The sequence below is a fragment of the Kineosporia sp. NBRC 101731 genome (genome assembly GCF_030269305.1).
GTDB lineage: Bacteria > Actinomycetota > Actinomycetes > Actinomycetales > Kineosporiaceae > Kineosporia.
Genome location: NZ_BSTC01000012.1, coordinates 51,342 through 74,252, shown reverse-complemented (window position 1 = coordinate 74,252; position 22,911 = coordinate 51,342). Strand labels below are relative to the sequence as shown.

Annotated in this window: 20 protein-coding genes; 10 read left to right on the top strand and 10 right to left on the bottom strand. The window is 66.9% G+C overall.

The annotated features are described in order from the left end of the window. Positions 1–4 precede the first annotated feature (4 nt). From QSK05_RS27370 to QSK05_RS27360, 3 genes are all read right to left on the bottom strand, one after another. Complete coding sequence (locus QSK05_RS27370; protein ID WP_285600226.1) at positions 5–550, bottom strand: PGPGW domain-containing protein; 546 nt, start codon at positions 548–550, stop codon at positions 5–7. Between the two features lie 109 nt (positions 551–659). Next, positions 660–2,315 carry a methyl-accepting chemotaxis protein gene (locus QSK05_RS27365; protein WP_285600225.1) on the bottom strand — a complete coding sequence of 552 codons (1,656 nt, stop codon included), beginning with the start codon at positions 2,313–2,315 and terminating at the stop codon, positions 660–662. Positions 2,316–2,514: 199 nt separating this feature from the next. Then, a complete protein-coding gene (locus tag QSK05_RS27360) occupies positions 2,515–3,450 on the bottom strand; it encodes a GlxA family transcriptional regulator (RefSeq protein ID WP_285600224.1) in 936 nt (311 codons plus the stop codon). A 103-nt stretch (positions 3,451–3,553) separates the two neighbouring features. On the opposite strand from QSK05_RS27360, the gene QSK05_RS27355 reads away from it, so the two are divergent. The 7 genes from QSK05_RS27355 (at position 3,554) to QSK05_RS36485 (ending at position 13,645) form a co-directional block, all read left to right on the top strand. Further along, a complete protein-coding gene (locus tag QSK05_RS27355) occupies positions 3,554–4,207 on the top strand; it encodes a DJ-1/PfpI family protein (RefSeq protein WP_285600223.1) in 654 nt (217 codons plus the stop codon). A gap of 439 nt (positions 4,208–4,646) precedes the next feature. After that, positions 4,647–5,384: a hypothetical protein gene (locus tag QSK05_RS27350; protein ID WP_285600222.1), complete on the top strand. Its 738-nt coding sequence runs from the start codon at positions 4,647–4,649 to the stop codon at positions 5,382–5,384. A 181-nt stretch (positions 5,385–5,565) separates the two neighbouring features. Then, positions 5,566–5,826: a hypothetical protein gene (locus QSK05_RS27345; RefSeq protein WP_285600221.1), complete on the top strand. Its 261-nt coding sequence runs from the start codon at positions 5,566–5,568 to the stop codon at positions 5,824–5,826. Positions 5,827–5,946: 120 nt separating this feature from the next. After that, positions 5,947–7,023, top strand: a complete 1,077-nt coding sequence (locus tag QSK05_RS27340) for an FIST signal transduction protein (protein ID WP_285600220.1) — start codon at positions 5,947–5,949, stop codon at positions 7,021–7,023. Positions 7,024–7,295: 272 nt separating this feature from the next. Next, a complete protein-coding gene (locus QSK05_RS27335) occupies positions 7,296–8,417 on the top strand; it encodes an FAD-dependent oxidoreductase (RefSeq protein WP_285600219.1) in 1,122 nt (373 codons plus the stop codon). A gap of 607 nt (positions 8,418–9,024) precedes the next feature. Then, on the top strand, positions 9,025–11,172 hold the full coding sequence (locus QSK05_RS27330) for a DNRLRE domain-containing protein (RefSeq protein WP_285600218.1): 2,148 nt from the start codon (positions 9,025–9,027) through the stop codon (positions 11,170–11,172). A gap of 2,191 nt (positions 11,173–13,363) precedes the next feature. Continuing rightward, positions 13,364–13,645, top strand: coding sequence for an RHS repeat-associated core domain-containing protein (locus QSK05_RS36485; protein WP_352302878.1), 282 nt, complete (start codon positions 13,364–13,366; stop codon positions 13,643–13,645). A gap of 600 nt (positions 13,646–14,245) precedes the next feature. Here QSK05_RS36485 and QSK05_RS27320 read toward each other — a convergent pair. Beyond that, entirely contained in the window at positions 14,246–15,358 is a 1,113-nt protein-coding gene (locus QSK05_RS27320; RefSeq protein WP_285600216.1) for an ROK family transcriptional regulator, read from the bottom strand. Between the two features lie 125 nt (positions 15,359–15,483). On the opposite strand from QSK05_RS27320, the gene QSK05_RS27315 reads away from it, so the two are divergent. Continuing rightward, complete coding sequence (locus tag QSK05_RS27315; protein ID WP_285600215.1) at positions 15,484–17,691, top strand: alpha-galactosidase; 2,208 nt, start codon at positions 15,484–15,486, stop codon at positions 17,689–17,691. A gap of 109 nt (positions 17,692–17,800) precedes the next feature. Here QSK05_RS27315 and QSK05_RS27310 read toward each other — a convergent pair whose 3' ends face one another. Next, positions 17,801–18,166, bottom strand: a complete 366-nt coding sequence (locus QSK05_RS27310) for a DoxX family protein (protein WP_285600214.1) — start codon at positions 18,164–18,166, stop codon at positions 17,801–17,803. 76 nt (positions 18,167–18,242) lie between these two features. Then, entirely contained in the window at positions 18,243–18,668 is a 426-nt protein-coding gene (locus QSK05_RS27305) for a nuclear transport factor 2 family protein (RefSeq protein WP_285600213.1), read from the bottom strand. 108 nt (positions 18,669–18,776) lie between these two features. On the opposite strand from QSK05_RS27305, the gene QSK05_RS27300 reads away from it, so the two are divergent. Beyond that, positions 18,777–19,376 carry a TetR/AcrR family transcriptional regulator gene (locus tag QSK05_RS27300; protein WP_285600212.1) on the top strand — a complete coding sequence of 200 codons (600 nt, stop codon included), beginning with the start codon at positions 18,777–18,779 and terminating at the stop codon, positions 19,374–19,376. 561 nt (positions 19,377–19,937) lie between these two features. On the opposite strand, the gene QSK05_RS27295 is transcribed toward QSK05_RS27300, so the two are convergent. The 3 genes from QSK05_RS27295 to QSK05_RS27285 all read right to left on the bottom strand — a co-directional run bounded on the left by QSK05_RS27295 (position 19,938) and on the right by QSK05_RS27285 (position 20,792). Beyond that, positions 19,938–20,312: a type II toxin-antitoxin system PemK/MazF family toxin gene (locus tag QSK05_RS27295; RefSeq protein WP_285600211.1), complete on the bottom strand. Its 375-nt coding sequence runs from the start codon at positions 20,310–20,312 to the stop codon at positions 19,938–19,940. Further along, entirely contained in the window at positions 20,305–20,535 is a 231-nt protein-coding gene (locus QSK05_RS27290) for a hypothetical protein (RefSeq protein WP_285600210.1), read from the bottom strand. Before QSK05_RS27290 ends, QSK05_RS27295 begins: the two co-directional genes overlap by 8 nt. A gap of 77 nt (positions 20,536–20,612) precedes the next feature. Next, positions 20,613–20,792, bottom strand: coding sequence for an RraA family protein (locus QSK05_RS27285; RefSeq protein WP_285600209.1), 180 nt, complete (start codon positions 20,790–20,792; stop codon positions 20,613–20,615). A 65-nt stretch (positions 20,793–20,857) separates the two neighbouring features. Here QSK05_RS27285 and QSK05_RS27280 point away from each other — a divergent pair, with 65 nt between their 5' ends. After that, positions 20,858–22,000 (top strand): dipeptidase, encoded by a 1,143-nt coding sequence (locus QSK05_RS27280; protein WP_285600208.1) that lies wholly within the window; start codon positions 20,858–20,860, stop codon positions 21,998–22,000. A gap of 68 nt (positions 22,001–22,068) precedes the next feature. On the opposite strand, the gene QSK05_RS27275 is transcribed toward QSK05_RS27280, so the two are convergent. Next, on the bottom strand, positions 22,069–22,881 hold the full coding sequence (locus tag QSK05_RS27275) for an alpha/beta fold hydrolase (protein WP_285600207.1): 813 nt from the start codon (positions 22,879–22,881) through the stop codon (positions 22,069–22,071). Between the last annotated feature and the right edge of the window lie 30 nt (positions 22,882–22,911).

Sequence of the window (22,911 nt, the reverse complement as noted above, 5' to 3'; positions counted from 1 at the left end):
ATCCTCAGCGGTGGCTTCCGTCGGTCCGGGAGGAGTTCTCGAGCGCGTCCTCCTGCGCCTCGTCCTCCTGGATCTCACGGAAATTAACGTACGAGTAGACGACCGTGGCCGCCGCGATCAGCCCCGAGAAGATCAGCGAAGCACCGGCGCCCCAGCCACCGGGCAGCCACCACCGATCATCCAGCGGCCACCACTGCGGCGTCGCCGGGTGCAGACCCCACACGACGCCGATGCCCATCAGGCACGCGATGCCCAGCACCGAGGCGGCGATGCGCAACGGGCTGGCGACACCGTCAGCAGCAGTGCGCAGGGCTGCCTTCCGCACCGGCTCCAGCCGGCGTTCGGCCCACTCGTACTGCGTGGCCAGCACCGCCAGACCGGCGAACAGGGCCAGCAGGCCGGGGCCGGGAAGGACGAGGGCGGCGATCCCCACCAGCACCAGAGCCCAGCCCACGATCTGCAGGGCAATGCTCTTGAGCGCTCCGGAGCCGGGGACGTTCACAGCGAACAGCCCGATCCGGTCGACGTCGGCATGGTGTTCACGGCCCACCTGGTCCCGGGCGTGCGAGACGCCCGTCGTGTGTGTGGGCCCGAGATGATCTCGGACCCCTGATGGCCAGGACGTTACTGCCTACCGCACGGCCCTGCCGTCTGGAGAACTACTTCAGCCGGAAGCGCCCCACCGCGCTCCTCAGCTGGCCGGCCACCTGATCAAGCTGCTGAACAGCAGCGTCGGCCTCGGTCAGGGTCGCCGTGGTGGTACGGGTTGCCTCTGCGACCGAAGCGATGTTGCCCGCGATCCCACTGGCCCCCGCGGCCGCGTCGCCGACACTGCGGCTCATGGTCGTGGTGGTCGCGCTCTGCTCCTCGACCGCCGCGGCGATGGTGGTCTGGAAGTCGTTGATCTGCGCGATCACCGCGCCGATCTCACTGATCGCGGTGACTGCATCGCCGGTATCGGCCTGAATCGCCTCCACCCGGCGGGCAATGTCCTCGGTGGCCCGGGCCGTCTCCTGGGCCAGCTGCTTGACTTCCTCGGCCACCACCGCGAAACCCTTGCCGGCGTCGCCGGCCCGGGCCGCCTCGATCGTTGCGTTCAGCGCCAGAAGGTTGGTCTGCTCGGCGATCTGGGTGATGGCCTTCACCACGTTGCCGATCTCGGCAGAAGACTCACCCAGCTTGCTGATGGTTGCGTTCGTGCTCTGGGCGCGGGCCACCGCGGTGCCTGCGACGTCCGCCGCCAGCTGCGCGTTACGGGCAATCTCCCCGATCGATGCGCCCATTTCCTCTGCTCCGGCCGCAAGCGTCTGGACGTTCGTCGACACGTCCTCGGACGCGGAGCTGACCACTCCGGCCCGCTCGTTGGCCAGTCGCGCGCCTTCCCCGATCCGGCCGGTCACGTCATTCAGCCGGGATGCGCTGTTAGATACCGTCTCGGCCTGGTTGACGAGTGTGGTCAGCATGCCGCGGAAGGCGCGGATGGCTTCATTCGCCATCGAGGCCATCCGCCCCAGCTCGTCGCGTGAGGTGACGTCTGCTTCCTGGGACAGGTCACCCTCGGCCAGCCGGGCCAATGAACCGGACAACGCACCCACCTGCTGCAGCAGCCGCCGCAGTACGGCGGTGGCCAGAGACACGGCCAGCACGAGCCCGAGCAGCAAGGAGAGGACGACGGCGATCCGGGCGTTGCGGAAATCGGCGTCGGCCTGGGCCGTGGCTTCCTGTGATGCCTTGGTCTCCAGCGTGGCCAGGGCGACCACACCATCGTTCAGCTGCGTCTCGGCCCCACCGAACGCCTTGCCCAGATCGTCGGGCATCTCGAACCCACTGGGAGGCGCCTGCCCGAAGACGATCACGTCACGCAGGGTTCGGTACTGCTGCGCAGCCGTGCTGATCTGCTTGATCTGGTCGCCCCGGCCGCTGCTGGTTCCGGCGACCGATTGGTACTCAGCCAGAGCGGCGTCCAGGGCCGTGTCGGCGGCCTCGCTCGCGGGGATCCAGGTGTCCGAGGCCGACGTGGCGTCTCCGTTGGCTTTCGTTACCTGGTAGAGGAACTGGGCTCGGTACATTTGGGCTAGCTGGTGGTTGAGGTCGTTCAGTTGCTGCACACCGGTCAGCCGCTGCTCCTGCAGCGCGTGGATCCGGGTGTTCATCGCGCTCATCCGCTGAAGTGACACCGCTCCAACCCCGACCGCGACCAGAGACATGACCAGGATCGGCGCGACGATTTTGGTCTTGACGCTGAGGTCCCTCAGCCGACCGGAGCTGCGTGAGGGTGACGCGGGATGAGCAGCGGTGCTGGACGCAGACGACACGCGAACTCCTGAGGGGTAACGGCCGGGAACCTGTCCCTTCGGCATTCCCTGGTGCCTGTTCCAGGAAGAGTCGGGCGAATGTGACGGGGATAACATCTAGCTGCTCTGGTGTGGGTGCTCGGGGCTATCACTCCCGGCCGGCCCGCGATAGACCGCTCTCCGGACAGTCCCAACTGGAGCAGGACGTGCTGGACGATGATCAGAGGACGCGGGTGGTCGCGAAGCGCTCGCGGTAGGCGGTGGGGGTCAGCCCGAGTTGGCGCTGGAAGGCCCGGCGCATCGTCTCGTCGCTGCTGAACCCGCCGGCCCGGGCGGCGGTGCTCACCGAGACGCCGTTCAGCAGGAATTGCTGGGCGGCTTCGACCCGGCTGACCTCGACGAACCGGCTCGGGGTCATGCCCAGCTCCCGATCGAACATCCGGTGCAGGTGCCGCGCGGACACTCCGGCCCGCCGGGCCAGGGCCTGCACGGTGTGCGGCCCGGACGGGTCGGCGGTGACGGCGTCGAGCACGGCGCGCAGGGGCCCGGCCGGTTCGGCGGGCAGGGCCAGACGGGCCGAGAACTGGGACTGCCCGCCGGGCCGCCGCATGAACATCACCATTTCCTGGGCCACGTCGCGGGCGGCCGAAGCGCCGTGGTCGTCCTCGACCAGGGCCAGGGCCAGATCGATCCCCGCGGTCACTCCGGCCGAACTGAACACCGTGCCCGAGCGCACGAAAATGGCGTCCGCCGTGACTTTTACCTTCGGATAGGCACGTCGCAGCAGGTCCGCGTGACGCCAGTGCGTCGTCGCCTCGCGTCCGTCCAGGATTCCGGCCTCGGCCAGCAGGAACGCGCCCGTGCAGACCGACGCCACCCGCCCGGCCCGCTCACTCAGGCGCTGCAGCGTCGTCACCAGTTCCTGATCCAGTCGCCGGGCGCCCTCACCACCGGGCACGATCAACGTGTCGAAACCACCGTCGCCGGCCACCTCGTCCACACTCAGCCGCACCCCGCTGGAGGTGCGCACCACGGGCCCGGCCAGCCCCACCGTGACGATCTCGTAGCGGCCCAGGCCGGCGTCGGCCTCGCTGAAGACCTGCACCGGTCCGGCCACGTCGAGCAGCAACACATCGTCGAAGACCAGCACACCCACCCGATGAACCATCATCCCGCCCTCAGTTGTCAGGTCCGATTCCGAGGACTGTACGTCCGATCGGTCATCGTGCTGCAGGGGCATGGTGCTGGAACCTGGCCAGGTGACCGAAACCAGCCTCCAGATCGCCGTCGTCCTCTTCCCCCGCGTCACCGCCCTCGACGCCATCGGGCCCTACGAGATCCTCCAGCGGCTGCCCGGCGCCACCGTGACCTTCGTCGGGCACCGGCGCGGCGAGGTCCGCACCGAGAATGGGTTCCTCGGGCTGAGCATCGACCAGACCTTTGAGGACGTGGTGGCCCCCGATGTCGTGGTGGTCCCCGGAGGCGTCGGTTCCCGGGCACTACTTGAGGACGAGGTTGCGCTCGGCTGGTTGCGTGGGGCACACCGCACCACCCGCTTCACCACCTCGGTGTGCACCGGCTCGCTGATCCTGGCGGCGGCTGGACTGCTGGAGGGTCTGAGCGCCACCACACATTGGGAAAACCTCGACGATCTGGCCAAACTCGGTGCGGTCCCGACCTCGGACCGGGTCGTGGAGCACCTGGACCGCCGCATCGTCACCGCGGCCGGCGTCTCCTCCGGGATCGACATGGCCCTGCGTCTGGCCGAGCTCCTGACCGACCGGGTCACGGCACAAGCCATGCAGCTGATTACCGAGTACGACCCGCAGCCCCCGTTCAACGCGGGCAGTCCGGCCGCGGCCGGGCCGGAGGTCGTGGCCCGGGCCAAAGAGATCGGGCTTCTCAAGGACTGACTCGGGCCGAACGAATCCTGCTTCCACCCTGAACGTCACGGGCGTTCGAGGCCTCGCCCAGGCGCTCTTTGGTTTTCCAGGTCAGCGTCACACCGATGGCTCGGGGCCGGCCCCCATCGCGGCTGACCTTGGTATTCCTCGCTCGACCTTGAGCATCGCTCAACCGTTCGCGCTTCCAGGCGAGCCGACTTCTCGCTGAACAGTTTTGGGTAGCGCATAATGTGCAGGGATGGGAAGAACGCCAGGTGGACGGGACCGAGCCCAGCTTCAGCGGCGCCTGGAGGTCTTGAAGCTGCTAGTCGTGCCGCTGGAACCCCATGGGATTGTGAGACCCCCAGACTGGGCAGGGCCGCTGTCCGAGCCTGAAGCGCTGGGAGTCGGGCCTGATGGCACTGCTTTCGCAGTCTGGTCGCACCGGCAGGATCCAAGGCACAAGCAGGTGACCTGGCACCTGGACAGCAAGCAGGTCAGCGGCGCCATCGATGTGGAGAGCGACCTGCGCCCGTCATTCGTGCAACCGCTGCCGGGGGGTCGCGTCCTGCTGGCGGCGGCTCGGGCCAGAAATGCTGGCCCCAACGGCGAGGTATGGACCCCTGACGGTGACCTGGAGCATCGAGGACACCTGGGTGATGCCATTGGGGAACTCCTCACCACGCCGTCCGGCAAGGTGTGGGTCGGATACTTCGATGAGGCCATAGGCGGGAGTGGCCCAGAGGGTCACGGCCTCGCACGCTTCAACCACGATCTGACGGTTGACTGGCTCTACTCGCCGAATGCCGGACTCCCGTACATCTCCGACTGCTACACCCTCAACCTCGACGCCGAAACCGCCCACTTCTGTCCCTACACGGACTTTCACGTCATGTCGGCGTCGGGGGACGAGGTCACAGACTGGGGAGCATCTCCCTACCGGTTCGCGCACGGCATGCTGGCCAAAGGCACAGACCGGGCGTTCCTGGGTGGTTGGGGTGCCGAGTACGGCGTCGTAACGCTCGCTCGCATCAGCCAAGACGGTGTGCACCGCGTGGGCACTCAGTGCTGCATCGTTCTACCCGATGGCCTGGAGACACAACGTCTGCGCTATGCCTGCCGCGGCGGTGACCTATATGCCTTTACCGCTCGAGGAGCTTGGTACCGCACCAATCTCAAGGCGCTGAGCGAATCCCTGACCTTTTGATCCGGATCCGTGCTGTCTCGAAAATTCCTTCGTTCCGCACAATCACGCCCTTGGATTCCAGGTCATGCGCCGGCAACAGACAGGATCCGGGTTCGAGTGTCCCGGCGAACATCGCAGTCGCAGCCGTGACCTGCCCGCCTGACTCAAGCGCGGCTGGCGGGCGACCGATCCTGTGATCATCGTGGCCGCGGTCGATCTTGGCATCGGCGTTCAGCTCAAGGAGATGCTCGTGATTACGACGACCTTCCCGACCATCACGGCCGTCCTGAAAGTCCTGACGGAGCGCTTGGAGGGGGACGGGCAGCACCTGGGCCCGATCTCTACCCGCGTCGCCCTGCGTACGGGGGTCAGCCTGCGCAACATCCGCCCGGACCAGGAGAAGGATCCCGTTCTGATTCAGAAGGTGCTCGAGACGCTGTCCGAGATGGGATTCAAGTTCTAATTCCGGTTTTTCAGAGCCACAAGAACGGGAGCTCGTATGTCAGCGACGACAGGGATCAACAGCACGACCGGTGTCTCGGCCATGGCCCAGGGGGCGGCCACGACAGCCGTTCCCGATCTGGTGGCGCAGCTGCGGGAAGGGCTCGCCGGCCGAACGGCCGCCGCGGTGCTGTACTTCGCCTCGTCGAGTTATGCGCCAGAGGATCTTGCCGGGCCGATGGCCGAGAACTTCCCCGAAGCGGCGGTCCTCGGGTGTTCGACCGCCGGCGAGTTCACCAATGACGAGCACCTGACCGGGGGAATTTCGGCTATCGCGCTGCCGGTAGAAATCCTGGGACGCGTCGCGGCCGTTCTCGGGGATCTCACCGAAGATCCGGTGAAGGGCATGGACAGGGCCATCACCGAACTGGAGACGGCGTGGGGTACGCCGATGCGCGATCTGGCGACCGCCTCCCATGTTGGTTTCGCCTTGATCGACGGCCTTCACGGCGACGAGGAGATGGTCAACGAACGGCTGGGAAATGCCGCACCGATGCTGGACTTCGTCGGTGGATCGGCCGGGGACGACCTGGCGTTCGACCAGACCTGGGTCGCGGTCGGCGACCGGATCTCGCACCATGGGGTCGCGCTGCTCCTGTGCCAGACGAAGGTCGCCTTCCGGGTGGTGAAGACCTGTTCGCTGGAGCCCAGCGGGGTAACGCTGAGGATCACCAAGGCGGACCTGCAGTCGCGGACCGTGCAGGAGATCGATGGTCGTCCGGCGGCCCAGGTCTACGCGGAGGCCCTCGGGCTGGAGGAGTCAGCCCTGGATGCCTCGGTCTTCCTGGCCCATCCCCTCGGGCTGATGATCGATGGTCAGGCCTGGATCCGGAGTCCGCAGCAGGCAGACGGCAACGGCGGACTTCACTTCTACTCCCAGATCGTTGAAGGTACCGAAGTCGAGATGATGCGCGGGACCGACCTGCTCCTGGACACGCGGAAGGTGCTGGATACGGCTCGCCAGGAATTGGGCGGGGCGCATTCGGCAGTCTTGTTCAACTGCATCCTGCGACGCCTGGAAATGGATGCGAAGAATCTGCATCCAGGCTTCCTGGAGGGCCTTTCCGGCCTGCCGACCGCTGGGTTCCACACCTACGGGGAGACTTGGCTCGGACACATCAACCAGACCCTCACGGGTGTCATCTTCGGACGACCGTGACACGCCGCCTATGCCGGCCAGGTAGAGCAGACTGATTCCGATGCTGCGCCGCAGCGGCAATGTTGCTGCTGCGGCGCGGTGTTCGCCGTAGCCGTGCTACGGTGTTTTGGTCGCGAAAAGCGATGTCGTGTGCGCACTGCGCAGGACATCGTTCGTACATCGATCCAGATGGTTCTGATCGTTGAGCGTCTCCTTGCCGAGATCGGGCTCCCGTCCGCTCCCGGCGCTGACCACCGTCGCCGCGTGTCGCCGCGACAGAGGAGCGCATCACGATGCAGAAGACCATTGCCATTGTCGGAGCGGGGCTGGGCGGGCTGACGCTCGCCCGGGTGCTTCAGGCCCACGGCGTCGAGGCAACCATCTACGAGGGTGAGACGTCGGCGGCGACCCGTACACAAGGCGGCCTGCTCGACATTCACGAAGAGACCGGCCAGATCGCGCTTCGCGCAGCTGGTCTTCATGACCAGTTCCTCACTCTGGTTCGCCCGGGCGAGGATGCCAAGCGTGTGGTCGACCGCCACGGATCGATGCTGTTCGACGTGTCGGCGGACCCCGGCTCAGCCCGTCCTGAGGTGGACCGTGGCGAGCTCAGGCAGCTGCTCATCGACTCGCTGACACCCGGGACGATCAGGTGGGGTCACAAGCTCGCCTCGGTCCAGCACCATGGGAAGGGCGGCCATGACCTCACGTTCGCAGACGGCTCCACCACGCACGCCGATATCGTCATCGGTGCGGACGGTGCCTGGTCGAAGGTGCGTCCGCTGCTCACCCCGGCCGAGCCTCTCTACAGCGGAACCTGCTTCATCGAAATAGCTCTCGACTCAAGCAACCAGAACGTTCAGGCGAGTGTGGACGCGATCGGCAGTGGCACGCTGATGGCGGTCTGGCCGGGCCAGGGGATCATCGCCCATCGCTACGCCGATGGGCGCGTGCTCGGATACGTGGCGCTGAACAGGCCCGAAGAATGGATGAGGTCGATCGACTTCGGCGACCCGTCCGTGGGCCTGCGCCGCGTTGCCGACGAATTCGACGGCTGGACAACGCTACTCACCGCCTTCGTGACACAGTCCATCGCGGAGCCGCGGCTCCGGCCCATCTACACCCTTCCCGTCGGGCTGACCTGGGACAGGGTGCCCGGCGTGACGCTCGTCGGCGATGCCGCACATCTGATGTCGCCCTTCGCCGGCGAGGGCGCGAACCTCGCCATGTACGACGGCGCGGACCTGGCGAGGGAGCTGGTGAACCAACCCGACATCGAGGTCGCGCTCGCCGGGTACGAAGATCGGCTGTTTGAGCGCAGTAGCGACGCAGCCGGTCGCTCGGCGCGGAATCTGGAGGTCTTCTTCGGCCGGGGCGCACCGCAGAGTGTGGTCGCGCTGTTCGATCACTCCTGATGCATCAGGCCGATGCTGCGGGCCTGGGCTCGGGGGACACGCGATCAGAGAACCTGACCTGCGTACCCGGCTTCAGTTACGGAATCTTGACCGCACCCTGCCTTGAGGTGTTCGCGTACGAGCCGGACGTCCTACGCCAGGACGCTCTGGGCATGGGTGAGGGCTTGGACCCCGTGGCGACAACGGTGTCATAGAACCAAGATCAAGTCCATTACTTAGCGGTATGGAATACTTCACTGCGTGATCGAGCGGTTGACACCTTTTAGTGCCATTTATGTGTGCAGACTGTGAGGGATCGTTGCAGGGGCCCATCCGGTCCCGAAAAACCTTCCTCACAAGGGATCTTGCGTGCTCAGATCGTCTCGTCATGTCATTTTTCGTTTACTGGGTGTGTCTGGAAAGGCTGCGGTGAAGGCACCCGCAGCAGGGGGTGCCTCCCCGGGGGGGCGCTGCTAAGGACCGGTGGCCGTTGTCGTTCATGGCCGCGGGTGTGGCTGTGGCATGTTCGCTGGTCCCGGTGCAGAGTGCGATGGCGGCTACCGCCTCCTCCTCCGGTGAATCGGCCTCCGATGAGCGGCCTTCGAAGCCGCCGACGTCGTACACGCCGATGAGCGCGGCCGATGAGGCCAAGCTGAGGGCGAAGGCACTTTCTGCCGCGAAACCTGAGCTGGGTAAGAAGGAGCTGGTGGGTGACCGGACGCGGATGTCGCGGACGTTTGCTGATCCGGTGACCGGGACGCGGGTGAGCCAGCTGTCGGCCGCGCCGATCAACTTCAAGGATGCCGGTGGTGACTGGCAGCCGATCGACAACATGTTGAAGGCCGATCAGACCAGTGGCGGGTGGACCAACGGCGCCAACGATTACGCGCTGCAGCTGCCCAAATCCCTGGCCGAGCCGGTCAAGATTGTCGATGGCGGCGACAAGGGCGCATTCGTGTCCTTGGAGCTGGCGCCGGACAAGACCCCGGTCGATGAGCTGACGGCTCCTACGGTTCAAGGTCGGGCGGCCACTGCGGTGGCGGAAGCACCGGAGGTGTCGGCGAAGGCCGCGACGGTCAAGAAGGCTGAAGCGACCTACGCCGATGCGCTGCCGGGTGTCGACTTCTCCTATGAAGCCATTGGAGACGCGGTCAAGGAGACCGCGTACGTTGATTCGCTGGCTGATGTGGAAGCCCTGCCGGGTGGTTCGCTGAGTTTCACGGTGAAGACCGGCGCCGGGATGACGCTGAAGGTCAAGGAGTTCGGGGCTGTCGACGTCCTGGGCGCCGATGGCAAGGTGGCGTTCGAGATCCCGCGGCCGGTGATGAGCGATGCCCACGGTGAGCCCTCGACGGCGATCACGACGCTGGTGAGCAAGGACTCCGGCGGTGATTCGTGGACGTTGACGCTGACGCCGGACCGGGAGTGGCTGGCGGCCAAGGACCGGGCGTGGCCGGTGGCGATCGACCCGACGATCGGGGTCGGGGCGCCGATGGCTGCTTGCACGCTGCAGTCCAACCGGCCCGAGGCTGAGGGCCCGTTGTGCTCGGGGTCGGAGATCCTGACGCAGTGGACGGCTGACTCGGGTAATGAGCGGCGGGCGCTGGTGCGTTTCGACCAGCTCCTGGACGTGGTTCCGGCTGATGCGCAGATCGCGACCGCGCGTCTGAACCTGTTCGTGGTCAACGATTCCGCTTACGCGGCCAGCTCGGTGGATGTGCAGGCGTTGACCAAGGCGTTCACGACCTCGGCGACCTGGGCGACCCGGGACGGTTCGGCGAAGTGGACCACGGCCGGTGGTGACCGCTCGGGTGATGTGTATGAGCGCAAGGCGCTGACGCCCAACGGCACGTCCCAGTACTTCGACGTTTCGCGTCTGGTGCAGGAGTGGACCGAAGGCGGTTCGAGGTACAACGGTTTCATCCTGAGCAAGCAGGCCAAGAGCGATGACGGCGGTCTGCTGAGGTTTGGTTCGGTGCAGTCGAGTGTTCCGCCCTCGATGTGTGTGGAGTGGGAGCCGCGCACGGGTGTGCGTAAGGGCAACACCGCGATCGTGACCGAGCAGCTGTCCGACCGCACCAGCATCAGCATCAACCCGGCCACCGGTAACGCCACGCTGACCACGAAGGAACTGTCGATCACCGGTTCCGGGATCGACCTGAACGTGGCCCACACGTCCCAGTCGCTGGACACCGACGGGATCGGTGTCAACGGCTACGGATGGACGTCCTCGCTGACCGGGACCCGCCTGTGGCCCTACGCCGGTGGCACCACGGGCGCGGCGCAGACGATGTTCTACCGCGACGGCGCCGGCGCCCAGCACACCTACCTGCGTAACCAGGCCGTCAACACCCGCTGGATCCGGCCGATGGGCCTGGACAAGGACCTCTCGGTTCCTGACACCAGTCACTACGAGCTGACCGACCGCAAATCTCAGACGGTCGAGCGGTTCAAGAACATCGGCACCACCGCGGACCAGATCTATGGTCTGGAGTCGGTGGCCGACAAGAACGGCAACAAGATCACTTTCAATTACGACGCTTCGGCGCGGTCGCAGATCGATGGGACGCTGATTCTGCGCTCGGTCACCGACACGCGGGGCCGGAACCTGGAGGTGACGAACTTCTCGGGGTACTTCAACGACTTCATCACCGATTCCTCGGGCCGTCAGGTCATCTACAACGGCAGCAACAACCAGCTGGACTCCATCACCGACGCTCCGGCGGCACCGTGGCGTACGAGTACGACGCCGCGCACCGGGTCACCGCGGTCGTGACACCGGAGAACCTGCGTACGGAGATGACATACGACGATCCGGGCCGGATTACGCAGCTGAAGCGGAAGAACTCCGCTGCGGCCGGGGACTCGGTCTGGACGTTCTCCTACGGCACGTTCACCCGCAACTCCGACGGCAAGCCCACCATCAAGAACACGGTCACCGACCCCAACGGTCACACGACCGAATACACGGCGAACGGCCGCGGTCTGGTCTCCTCGACCAAGAACGCCCTGGGCAAGAGCGAGTCCAAGACGTACTCGCCCAACGACGACGTCGCCTCCACCACCGGGGCTACAGGCGGCGGTTCGCAGACCAGCACCAACACATTCGAGGTCGACACTGCCGGTGACACCTACCGGATGACGTCCACGAAGATCCCGACCGGAGCCACGACCACGCTGGGCTACGGAACCGGGGCCGAGACGTATGACCTGAAGACGAGCACCGATGCGCGAGGCAACTCCACCGAGTACACATACAACACCGCGCACAACCCGACCAGCGAGAAGAAGACCAACAGCGCCAGGACCGAAACATCAACCACGGTCAGCCTGTACGAAGGTGACACCGACCCCGCCTACGGTGATGTCGTGCACTGCGGTCCCGGCACCACGCCGGCCGCGACGAAGTCCGGTGCGCTGTGTGAAAAGCGGGATGCCGAATACGCGAAGGGCACCTCACGGGCCGCAACCGGTGGACACCGCACGGCCTACCGGTACAACGCCAACGGTGAACTGACCACCACGATCCCGCCCACCGGCGGGTCGCTGGCCAACCAGACCTACACCTACGACAGCCTGTCCCGCCTGCAGACCCTCACCGACGGCAAGGGCCAGCAGACCTACTACGGCTACGACGCGATGGACCGCGTCACCTACGTCCAGCACGCCGACGGATCGATCGAGTCCTCGTACTTCGGCGGCGGCGACACTGGTATCAACAACGGCTGGCTGCGCTCGATGACCGAGTACCCGGCCACCGGCGCCACCGCCAGCCGGGTCACGAACTACGGCCGCGACGACCTGGGCCGCATGACGGCCACCACCGCTCCTGAGGGCACCGCGGCCCTGACCTATGACAAGGCCTCCAACCTCAAGGTGTACGACGACAACGGCGGTAGCGTCGCCTACGGGTACAACGACGCCGACCAGCTCACCTCTGTCCAGTTGCCCGGCGGCACCTGCACCGGCCTGACCTATGCCTCACCCGGCACGGCAGCCAGCAAGTGCATCCTGCTGCAGGTCGACGACGACGGACGCCGCACCGGCACCAAGTACCCCGGCGGCACCAGCGTCCAGACCAACACCCTGGACAACTCCGGGCGGATCAAGCAGATCGTCGCCAAGACCGGCTCCACCCCGGTCACACGCCTGGACCTGACCTACTCCTACGCCGAGGCCAGCAAGGACACCGGCCTGGTCAACTCCGTCACCGATGCCACGACGAGCAAGAAGACGACCTACATGCACGACGGCCAGGACCGTCTGACGGTGGCCTCCACAGCCCCCACCGCTGGTGGGACCGCCAGCACCTACGAGGCGTTCTGCTACAGCGCGGCCGGTAACCGCACCAAGTACTACACCGCAGCAGGCGCCACCTGCGCCACAGCCAGCCCGGCCGCTACCTACACCTACAACACCGCTAATCAGCTCACCGCAGCTACCGGCACTACCCCCACCGGCGCGACCCTGGCCGGCACCGGATTCAGCTACGACGCCAACGGCAACGAAACAGGTGCCAAGTCAGCCACCGGCCGCATCACCACCTACAGCGACCGCGACCAGGCCACCAGCTTCACACCCACCGGCGGCACCGCAACCACCCAGACCTACGCCGCTACCGGCAACGGCAACCGCCTGACCTCCGGCACGACCAGCTTCATGGCCTCACCGTTCTCACCGGCCCCGGCCTGGTCAAAGACCGGCACCACCAGCACCTGGACCATCCGCGACCCAGACGGCAGACTCCTGGCCATCCGCATCGGTGCCACCAGCAACCCCGGCTCGGCGAGCGAGTACTACCCGTTCACCGATAATCTGGACAATGTGCGCGCCATGGTCACCGCAACCGGGACCACACCCGAGGTGACCTACACGTACTCTGCGTACGGGGCCACCACGGCTACCACCGGGCCTCTGAACCAGCCTTACCGTTACGGCGGTGGCTACATCGATACCGCCACAGGGCTATCAAAACCGGGATCCGTTACTACGACCCCATCCACGGCCGCTTCACCCAGCAAGATCCCACTGGCCAGGAAGAAAACCCTTACCTGTACGCAGCAGGGGGTCCCGCGACCAAGCATGATCCGACGGGGGCCAACTGGTTTACAAGTGACAATACCCAGTGTATTGGCACTGTGGGGTTGATGGTCGCCGGCTTAGTTTTCGCACCACCAACCACATTGGGTGCACTAGCTGTATACGTCGCTGGCGGGCCGTTCGCTATGGCTACTTGCAGAAATGTCTAGCCAAATAAGGAGGATTTATGTGGACCTGGATAAAGATCATCGCTGGCGTCATCGCTGTCGTTCTTGGGATAGCGCTCATTTTTTCCCTGGAGAGCACGCCTCTGAGAATCTTCTGGGGTCTGTTCACGATTTTCATCGTCGTGTCCGGGCTGCGGCAGCTGATCAACCGCGAGTCAAGAAGTGGCTAATCGCCCCCGCCTAAGCGGCGTCTGTTCGCAAGGATGACCATCCTACAGCGTGTCAGGGAATCAACTGAGGAAGGGGGATCCGACAATAAACTGAGCTCCGCACCGAAGGTTTCGGTGCGGAGCTCAGCGTCTTCGGGAAGATTACCGGGCGTGTCACAGAGATCGTGTAAGCCGTTAGAGCCGATGGTTCCTCGCTTGAGTCATGCTACGAAGAGTGCTTAACGCATTGCCGCGGAGGGATGTCCGGGTCGATGCGGTTTTCCAGTTGTCAGCGAGGGCGACCTGCAAGTGCAGCGCCTCGACCGCGTCCTGCACTCCGTCGTTTCGGAGTTCCGGGGACACTTTGCATGATCACGAACGAGGTTTAGAGGCGCGGATGACGAGGCTGCGGTTGGGCTGAATAGTCTTCGTGTCAGAGGGCGCCGAGAAGGGCCTGGATCCCTACCACCCCGGCACCCCGGGCCCAGTCCTCAAAACCCAGCGGCTCGGTCGAGATGGTCAGTTCGCATGGACGGGTCTTAGCCGGGCTCAGGCGTAGTTCGAGGGTGGTGGCGGTGTCCGGGGAGGCGTACAGCGTGCCCACGTCCTCGCCGGCCAGCACGATCCGCTCGGTCTGCAGACCGCCGGCCACGGTGGCGATGAGGTGGCCCAGGGCGGTGGCGGCGCCGGTGAACCACTCGGGGTCCAGGGCGGCCAACTGCTCGAAGGTGACGTCGGTGCCGGAGCGGCCGAAGCGGGCGGCCACGGCGTCACGGTCCAGGTAGCTGGCCACGCAGCCGTGATGGCCCAGGCGGCAGGCCGGGCCGGTGCTGTCGACGGGGGAGTGGGTCAGCAGGTGGCCGTTGTCGATGAGGTGCTCGAGCACGATCCCCTCGCGCACGACGGCGAAACCCAGCCCGGCCCCGACGGTGATCACGCCGAAGGTGTCGTGGGTGCGCCCGGCCCCGAACCACAGTTGCTCGCGGGCCAGGGCGACCACGTCGTTGCTGAGAACGGCCGGGACGCCGCAGATTCGGCTCACCCGCTCGCCCAGATCGACGTCGCGCCAGCCGAGGAACGGGCCGTCACGCACCACCGAGCGTCCGTCGACCACCCCACCCAGCGAGATGCCCAACCCGTCGACGCTTTTGCCCAGACGCCGCACCAGGCGCCCGATGACCCGCACCACGCCGTCGACCGGCACGACGCCCTCGACACGGGCGGGCAGCGGCTGGCTGAGAGAGGCGATCACTTCTCCGGCCAGGTCGCACAGCACGCCGTAGGCGGTGTCGCCGGTGAGCTTGATCCCGACGATGTGCCGGCTGCCGGGAACGGCCGTGAGGATCTGGCGCGGGCGGCCGATGCTGGTGCGCTCGGCCTCCTCGGTGACGACACCCGCGTCCACCATCAACCGCACCACCCGCGACATCGAGGCCTCGGACAGCCCGAAGGCCTCGCACAGGGCCGCCCGGGTCGAGGGGCCGTGCATGAGCAGGTGCCCGGTGATGGCCTGGGCGCGCGGGGAGAGCGGGGGGTGATCGTCCATGACCCGAAAAACCATACAGAATTGCGGACGCGTCCCCGCACCTTTTCTTGCATGGTAAAAGTAAGTCTGTCCTGTCGGGCCGGGAGAGCCGGGCCGACCACCACGAACCGCAACGGAGCACCCGCGTGACCGACGATGACAGCCGGGACGTGCGTCCCCCCGTCCACCTGCGTGCCGCCGGGGTCTCCCTGGTCATCGACCTGGACGGGCCGGTCCCGTCGGTCGTGCACTGGGGCGCCGACCTGGGTCACCTGAGCGACGCCGGACTGCGGGCGCTGGCCTTGTCGGCCGGGGTCGAGCTGACCAACAATGCCCCCGACGTCCCCCGGCGCCTGACGCTGCTGCCGGTCGAGCGCGACATGTGGTCGGGCACCCCCGCGATCGCCGGGCACCTGGCGGGCCGCCGCACCTCGCCCCGCCCGGTCTCGGTGCGCGAGGCCCTGACCGTGACGAGTGATCCGGCCGGCGGCGGTACCCTCCAGGCCGAGTTCACCGACGAGATCACCGGACTGGCGCTCTCGCTGTTCCTGCGCCTGACCCCGCAGGGACTCGTGCAGGTGCGCCATCGCGTCCACCGTTCGGAGACCGACACTGACGGCGAACAGCCTTACGACCTGGCTGGTCTCACTGCCCTGATGCCCCTGCCCCCGCGCGCGGCGGAGATTCTCGACTTCACCGGCCGATGGTCGCGCGAGCGCCAGCCGCAGCGCCTGCCGGTGACCGACGGCTCGCACCATCGGCACGTGCGCCGCGGCAAACCGGGCGCCGACAACCCGTACGTGACCATCGCCGGCACCACGGGTTTCGGTAACCGCACCGGTGAGGTGTGGGGCTTCCACCTGGCCTGGAGCGGTGACAGTCACTGGCGCGTCGAGCGCCTGCCGGAGGGTGCGGGGGGCGCGAGCGCGGTCATCGGTGGCGGCGAGGCGCTGCGTCCGGGGGAGATCCGGTTGCTGCCGGGTCAGGAGTACGTATCGCCGGATGCGTTCTTCGCCTGGTCGGGGCAGGGCCTGGACGGGATCTCGGACCGGTTCCACGCCTACCTACGTGCACGTGACAGCCATCCGGTGAGGCCTCGTCCGGTGCTGGTGAATACCTGGGAGGCCGTGTATTTCGATCACGACCTGGACCGGTTGAAGGCTCTGGTGGATAGTGCGGCCGAGGTGGGTGCCGAGCGGTTCGTGCTGGATGACGGCTGGTTCCTGGGTCGACGTAACGACCGTACGAGCCTGGGTGACTGGCAGGTCGACCCGCAGGTCTGGCCCGACGGTCTGGCCCCGCTGGCCGATCACGTGCGAGCCCGGGGCCTGGAGTTCGGGCTGTGGTTCGAGCCGGAGATGATCAGCCTCGACTCGCAGGTGGCCCGTGAGCACCCGGACTGGATCCTCGCTCCTTCGCAGGGTTTGGGCGCGTCCATGCGTCAGCAGTACGTGCTCGACCTGACCAACCCCGAGGCGTTCGCCTACCTGCTGGAGTCGATCAGCGGCCTGGTCGCGCAGTACGGCGTGGCCTACGTGAAGTGGGACCACAACCGTGAGCTACACGAGGCGGTCTCACGCATCCACAGCGACGCGGTCGCCGTCTCGGCCCAGACCCACGCGCTGTACCGGCTGATGGACGAACTGCGCTCGCGCACCCCGGGCCTGGAGATCGAGTCGTGCTCGGCCGGCGGCTCGCGCGTCGACCTGGGCATCCTGGCCCGCACCGACCGGGTCTGGGCCTCCGACTGCATCGACCCGGTCGAGCGGATCATGACCGACCGCTGGACCTCGCTGCTGCTGCCGCCGGAACTGATCGGCGTGCACGTGGGCTCGTCCCCGGCCCACACCACGAGCCGGCAGACCGACGTCACCCTGCGGTTTGCGGGGGCTCTGCTCGGGCACACCGGCGTGGAGTGGGACCTGACCAGCCGCGGTGCCGATGAACTGGCCGCGCTGACGGCATTCGTCGCTTTCCAGAAGGATATTCGCGGCCTGATTGCCCGTGGCCGAGTGGTGAATGCCGACATCCCCGACCCGGCGACCACGTTGCGGGGTGTGGTCGACGCCGACGGCAGTCGGGCCGTGTACGTGTGGGCCCGCACGGTGACATCGTCGTCCATCCTTTCGGGGCAGGTGCAGTTCCCGGGCCTGGACACCGGGCGTGACTACGCGGTGCGCATCGTCAGTGAGTTCGGTCTGCCCTCGTTCCCGGGCCGCGAGCACTCCCCGTGGGTGGCCGCGGCGCTGGAGAACACGCTCACCCTGCCCGGCGCGGTGCTGGCCCGGGCCGGTCTGCCGATGCCGACGCAGGCGGCCCAGCAGGCCCTGGTGCTGGAACTCAACGCTGTCTGAACTCTTTTCGGACGCGCCTCACACGGTTTCGCGGCCGTGTGAGGCGCTGAGAGGCAGTGCCGCGCCGACTGGTCCCTGATCCCGAGCGAAAGGCGCGGTGGTCACCTCTTCACACCGTGGCGAGGACGGCGAGTCCGGTGGCGGCCAGGGTGAGGACCGTCAGGGCCACCTGGAACGCGACGGGCTCACCTCGACGGTGGTGAACGACGACAGCACCGGCCATGAGGACGGTGAGGCAGGCACCGGCGATCGGGCTGAGGATCTCGAAGATGCCCGTGGCGACCGGTAGGAGGAGTCCCAGGGCGCCGAGAATCTCAGCGAGGCCGATGAGTTTGATGCCGGGTTCGGAGACTTCCTCCGTCCATCCCATTCCCGCGGCCTGCAGGGCCGGCTTGGGCCGTACGACCTTCATAGTTCCGGCGGCGAGATACATCAGTGCCATCAGGCCGGCGACGACCCAGAAGACGATGATCATGAGGGGCTCCTGTTGGTCGTTCCCGGTCGGGTCTCGGCCGGGGGCAGATGGGGGATGACGGCCGACATAGCCCGCATCAGGATGGGGCGCCGGCTGTGTGCCGACCGCTCAGAGCCGCAAGCTGGGGGACGATGACCCTGCGGGTGATGCGCCACCCGTCCTCACCGTGGCGAAGGACGTCATGGTGGACGACGCTCTGCACGGTGCCGTCGGGCATCAGCAGGAGGCCCTTGGAGTCCACCTCGGCCTGGGTCTCGTCCTCGCGGACGATGACCACGTTGGTCACGTGGTGCGCGACGGGACCGTTCGCTCCCATCCTCAGTGCACCCTCCCGTACCGCCTCGGTCCCGGTGAGGACCGGCATTCCGACACCGACCGCGCTCATGTCGTAGACCGCGTCGGAGGAGAAGACCGTGTCGAGCCGGTCGAGGTCGCCGCTGTCGACGACGTGGCCGGCCCGCGACACCGTCTCTGTGATGGCCCATCGATCGTCCGCGTTCATGGGGATGCCCCTTTCACGTGCTCGCCGGTCTCTCCGACTCGAGAAATGGTACTCAGTTCCAAATGGAACGCAAGCCCGCACGGAATGCCATCCCGTATGCTCGTGCTCATGACCTCGGGCCGGCTCGTCGAGCGCAAGCAGCAGCAGGCCCGCCGGCGCATCGTCCAGGCGGCCGCCGAACTGTTTGCGGACCGCGGCTTCGACAGCGTCTCCGTCTCCGACATCGCCGAACGCGCAGAGGTCGGGCGCACCACCTTCTTCCGCCACTTCGGCGACAAGCAGGAAGTGGTCTTCGCCCACGAACGCGAGCTGCTCGCCGGCCTGGACGCCGACGCCATCCACGCTCCGCCCGGCGGCGGACGGACAGCGACCGATGCCCTACTGGCCCTTCAGCCGTTCGTGCTGCGGCTGTGCGCCCTCATTGCGTCCGACCCCGACGAGTACCGCAGTCACCATCGCCTCATCGAGGCCAATGCCGAGCTCCAGGCCCGGAGTGCCGCCAAGGCGCAGCTCATCGCCCATCGACTGAGGGCGCTGCTCGTCGAGCAGGGCTGGGAGAGCGACGTGGCCACGTTCGCCGGACACGTCGCCGTCGCCTGCTTCGCGAGCGCCCGCGATACCTGTGGCGATGCCCCCGAGGCGTTGCCCGAAGCGGCCCGAACCGCCTTCGCCCAAGCGCTCAGCCTGGGAGCACCTTCCGGGCAGTAGCTTTGATGCGCCGTTACCGCACACGGGTTTCCGGCCGGGTGAGGCGCTGAGGGTCAGTTTCCAGTCCTCGCTGAGTGCCGTGTGGCCGAAACGGTGCTGCTCCTGTGAGGCGACGAGCTCGAAACCCAGACGCTCGTACATCTTCCGAGTGGCCGTGAGCGATGCGACAGTCCACAGAGTTCCCGTCGCATACCCGGCGGTGCGGGCAAAGCGATGCATTCGTCCACCAGACGGGGCACGACCACGAGCCCGAGTCGTGGACGTGACCAGCAAAGGCCGCAGTTTCGCGACCCCGGGGTCATCGGTGGCGGCAAGGGCGATCGAGCCGACGCACTCGCCGTCCACCTCGGCAATCCGAGCCTTCTTGCGGGTGGTGCCGTGAACGGCGGCGAAGTCCGCGACGATCCGGGCGACCAGGGCCTCGAAGTCGGTGGGCACGCCGCACCCCGTTCATAGAGAACTTAGACATCTCCATGACCACCCGCGACGTGCCCGGCCAAAACCTCCCGAATTTCGGCCTCCCAAGCGGACTCTTCGGCTTCACACCGGAGCCCTGGCCTGTCAGGGCGTCGGCGGTTGGAGGTTGTAGGCGTATTCGAGAGCGATGGCCAGCTCCGCTTCTTGATCGTCTAGGAGGAAACCGGCATGACGCAACACCAAGGACTTGGGAACGGTCTGGATGTTGTCCATCTGGGCGACGCTGTCGTGGTGCAGGCCGTTGCGTCGCCCGACGCGCACTTCGGAGGCCAGCCCTCGGATGGTGCTGGTGATGGGTGCAAGGCTAACCATGTTGCGGGCGTCGTAGACGGACAGGCGGGTCATGACCAGGGCGTTGCGCTCTTTGTCGAGGTTGGCCCACACGATGGGTCGCCGGTCGTCGGCCTCGTAACTGGGAGCGTCCTCAGTGGACTCACCGGGTTCGGTGGGCTCAGTCATCGAGGGCAGGGATGGTGCGGTTGTGGGCCCAGGCTTCGGCGTCGGGGTCCTCACCCTGAGTTCGATAAATCTCGGCGTCGCGCTGGCCTAGGATGCGTCGTTCTTCATGAACGAGGGCTAGACGCAGAGCGGCGGTGCGGTCCTTGGCGCCGTTCTGAACCACGGTGTCTAGTCGTTTGAGGTCCTGATCACTCAGTCGGAAGGTCACGCTCTGTGTTGTCATACCTCAAGTGTAATACGCTTGTATGTACAACTCCAGGCCTCGCCATGCTCGTCAAAGCATGATCAATTGGCGACCGACTATGCCGGTTGGGACTGTCCGGAGAGCACCGCCTTGAGCAGGGCGTTGTCCTCGCGGCAGGCCACGGTCGCGATCGGGCCGCTGAACGTGGTGCGGGCGCCATACTGCAGGAATGGGGTCTCGCAGGACCGCAGGCTCTCGCCGTACTCATCCCACAGGTCAGCTGTCGGTGTGGTCATCAAGCTCCTTGTAGACAGGTCAGGGCGGATGTCGGTCGGGGCGTGGTTCGGATTAGGTTGGCAGCATGTTCGATCTGCGCAGCGAGGTCCTCGCCACCCACCCGGTTTTCGACGGTCACAACGATCTGCCCTGGCAGATCCGCAACGAGCACGGGTACGACCCGGCCGGGGCAGGACTGGCCGAGGGCCAGCCCGCCCTGCACACCGACATCCCGCGGTTGCATGCCGGGGGCGTGGGCGCGCAGTTCTGGTCGGTGTTCGTGCCCTCGCACTGGGAGCACGCGGCGGCGGTGACGGCGACGTTCGAGCAGATCGACATCGTGCGGCGGATGGTGCTGGCGCACCCGGATGTTTTCCGCTGGACCCCGACCGCGGCCGATGTGCGCGCCGCGATCGCCGAAGGCCGCATCGCCTCGCTGCCGGGGGCCGAGGGCGGCCAGAGCATCGCCAGTTCGCTGGGGGTGCTGCGGGAACTGCGGCGTGCCGGGCTGGCGTACATGACGCTGACACACAACGACAACACGCCCTGGTCGGCGTCGGCCACGGGGGAGGCGGTCGACTATGGGCTCACCGACTTCGGCTGCGACGTGGTGCGGGAGATGAACCGGATCGGGATGCTCGTCGACCTCTCGCACGTGCACGAGCGCACCATGAACGACGCCCTCGACGTCGCGACGCGTCCGGTGATCTTCTCGCACTCCAGTGCGCGCGCGATCACCGACCATCCGCGCAACGTGCCGGACGCGGTGCTGGAGCGGCTGCCGGGCAACGGCGGGGTGCTGATGGTGACGTTCGTTCCGCCCTTCGTGAACCAGGCCTGCGCCGACTACCGGGCCGAGGCGGTGCAGGAGCAGCAGCGCCTGGGCCTGAGTTCCCTCGAGACGCACGAGCCGGTCGGTGAGGAAGGGGCGATGAAGGAGTACCAGACGTGGATGACGGCCCACCCTCGCCCGAAGGCTCAGGTCGCCGATGTGGTGGCGCACCTGGAACACGCCCGTGAGGTGGCCGGGATGGACCACCTGGGGCTGGGTGGCGACTACGACGGGGTCGACGAGTTGCCGGCCGGGCTGGAAGACGTGTCGAGGTACCCCGTGCTGCTGGAGGCGCTGGCACAGCGCAGCTGGTCGGCGGCCGATCTGCGCGCTCTGACCAGCGGGAACATCCTGCGCGTGCTGGAGCAGGCGCAAGAGGGCACGTCGGTGGACTGATTTTTCCAACGGGGGACGCCTCGGCACGAGTTCGCGGGGGCGTCCCGGACCGTCCCGGTCAGGTCAGGTCAGGGACGGATCTCGCCCTTGACGAAGAATCTGGTCAGGACCGGTGCCAGCACAGCAGGTTTCACGATGTGCATCTGGCCCGGCAGGGTCTCGTAGGCGGCGTCGGGCAGGGCTTGGGCGAGCGCGGCCATGGCCGTGCGCATCGAGGCCGGGCTCTTGCCGCCGTCGATGACGAGGGTCGGCACCCGCAGCCCGGCCCAGCGGGAGGGGTCGAGCGGCTGGCCGTAGGCGGCGGTGCCGAGGTGGGCCAGGTCGTAGGGTGCGGTGTGGGCCAGCCGCTTGAGTTTCGGCCAGGCCGGCAGCAGGTGCATGAACGCGACCAGGGGAGCGGACAGGCCGACGCCGCGGCGCATGAACCAGGACACCACCGCGCCCCGCTTGTCCTGGGCCAGCAGGGCGGACAGCTGTTCCTGGTGGTCGGCGGGTACCGGCGGGCGGGAGTCGTCCACGAGGAACGGGGCCTCGAACACGGCCACGCGGGTGGCGGGCACACCGTGGGCGACGGCGTCGAGCACGAGCGCTGCACCGGAGGAGATGCCGTAGACGCACGCCTGTCCGCCGGCTTCCTTCACCACGGCGGACAGGTCCTCGTACTCGCGCTCGGGGGCGAACGGCAGCTGGTTGCCGCTGCCACCGCGTCCGCGCCGGTCGTAGGTCCAGACCGTGAAGTCCGCGGCCAGCAGCGCGGCCAGGGCCGGGTTCGGCCCGAACGCGCGGTGTCCGAAGGCGCCGTCGACCAGGACGAGGGCCGGTCCGGAACCGGTGTGCGAGTACGCGATCGGGGTGCCGTCGGCGGAGACCACGGTGCTCATATCGAGGTTCCTCGTCTGTTCGGGAAACGG

Excerpts from the sequence above, each read along its gene's own strand:
- QSK05_RS27295 (WP_285600211.1), bottom strand. The coding sequence starts at position 20,312 with ATGACTGAGCCCACCGAACCCGGTGAGTCCACTGAGGACGCTCCCAGT.
- QSK05_RS27280 (WP_285600208.1), top strand. The coding sequence starts at position 20,858 with ATGTTCGATCTGCGCAGCGAGGTCCTCGCCACCCACCCGGTTTTCGAC.
- QSK05_RS27335 (WP_285600219.1), top strand. The coding sequence starts at position 7,296 with ATGCAGAAGACCATTGCCATTGTCGGAGCGGGGCTGGGCGGGCTGACG.
- QSK05_RS27320 (WP_285600216.1), bottom strand. The coding sequence starts at position 15,358 with ATGGACGATCACCCCCCGCTCTCCCCGCGCGCCCAGGCCATCACCGGG.
- QSK05_RS27290 (WP_285600210.1), bottom strand. The coding sequence starts at position 20,535 with ATGACAACACAGAGCGTGACCTTCCGACTGAGTGATCAGGACCTCAAA.
- QSK05_RS27285 (WP_285600209.1), bottom strand. The coding sequence starts at position 20,792 with ATGACCACACCGACAGCTGACCTGTGGGATGAGTACGGCGAGAGCCTG.
- QSK05_RS27275 (WP_285600207.1), bottom strand. The coding sequence starts at position 22,881 with ATGAGCACCGTGGTCTCCGCCGACGGCACCCCGATCGCGTACTCGCAC.
- QSK05_RS27305 (WP_285600213.1), bottom strand. The coding sequence starts at position 18,668 with ATGAACGCGGACGATCGATGGGCCATCACAGAGACGGTGTCGCGGGCC.
- QSK05_RS27330 (WP_285600218.1), top strand. The coding sequence starts at position 9,025 with ATGAGCGCGGCCGATGAGGCCAAGCTGAGGGCGAAGGCACTTTCTGCC.
- QSK05_RS27300 (WP_285600212.1), top strand. The coding sequence starts at position 18,777 with ATGACCTCGGGCCGGCTCGTCGAGCGCAAGCAGCAGCAGGCCCGCCGG.
- QSK05_RS27310 (WP_285600214.1), bottom strand. The coding sequence starts at position 18,166 with ATGATCATCGTCTTCTGGGTCGTCGCCGGCCTGATGGCACTGATGTAT.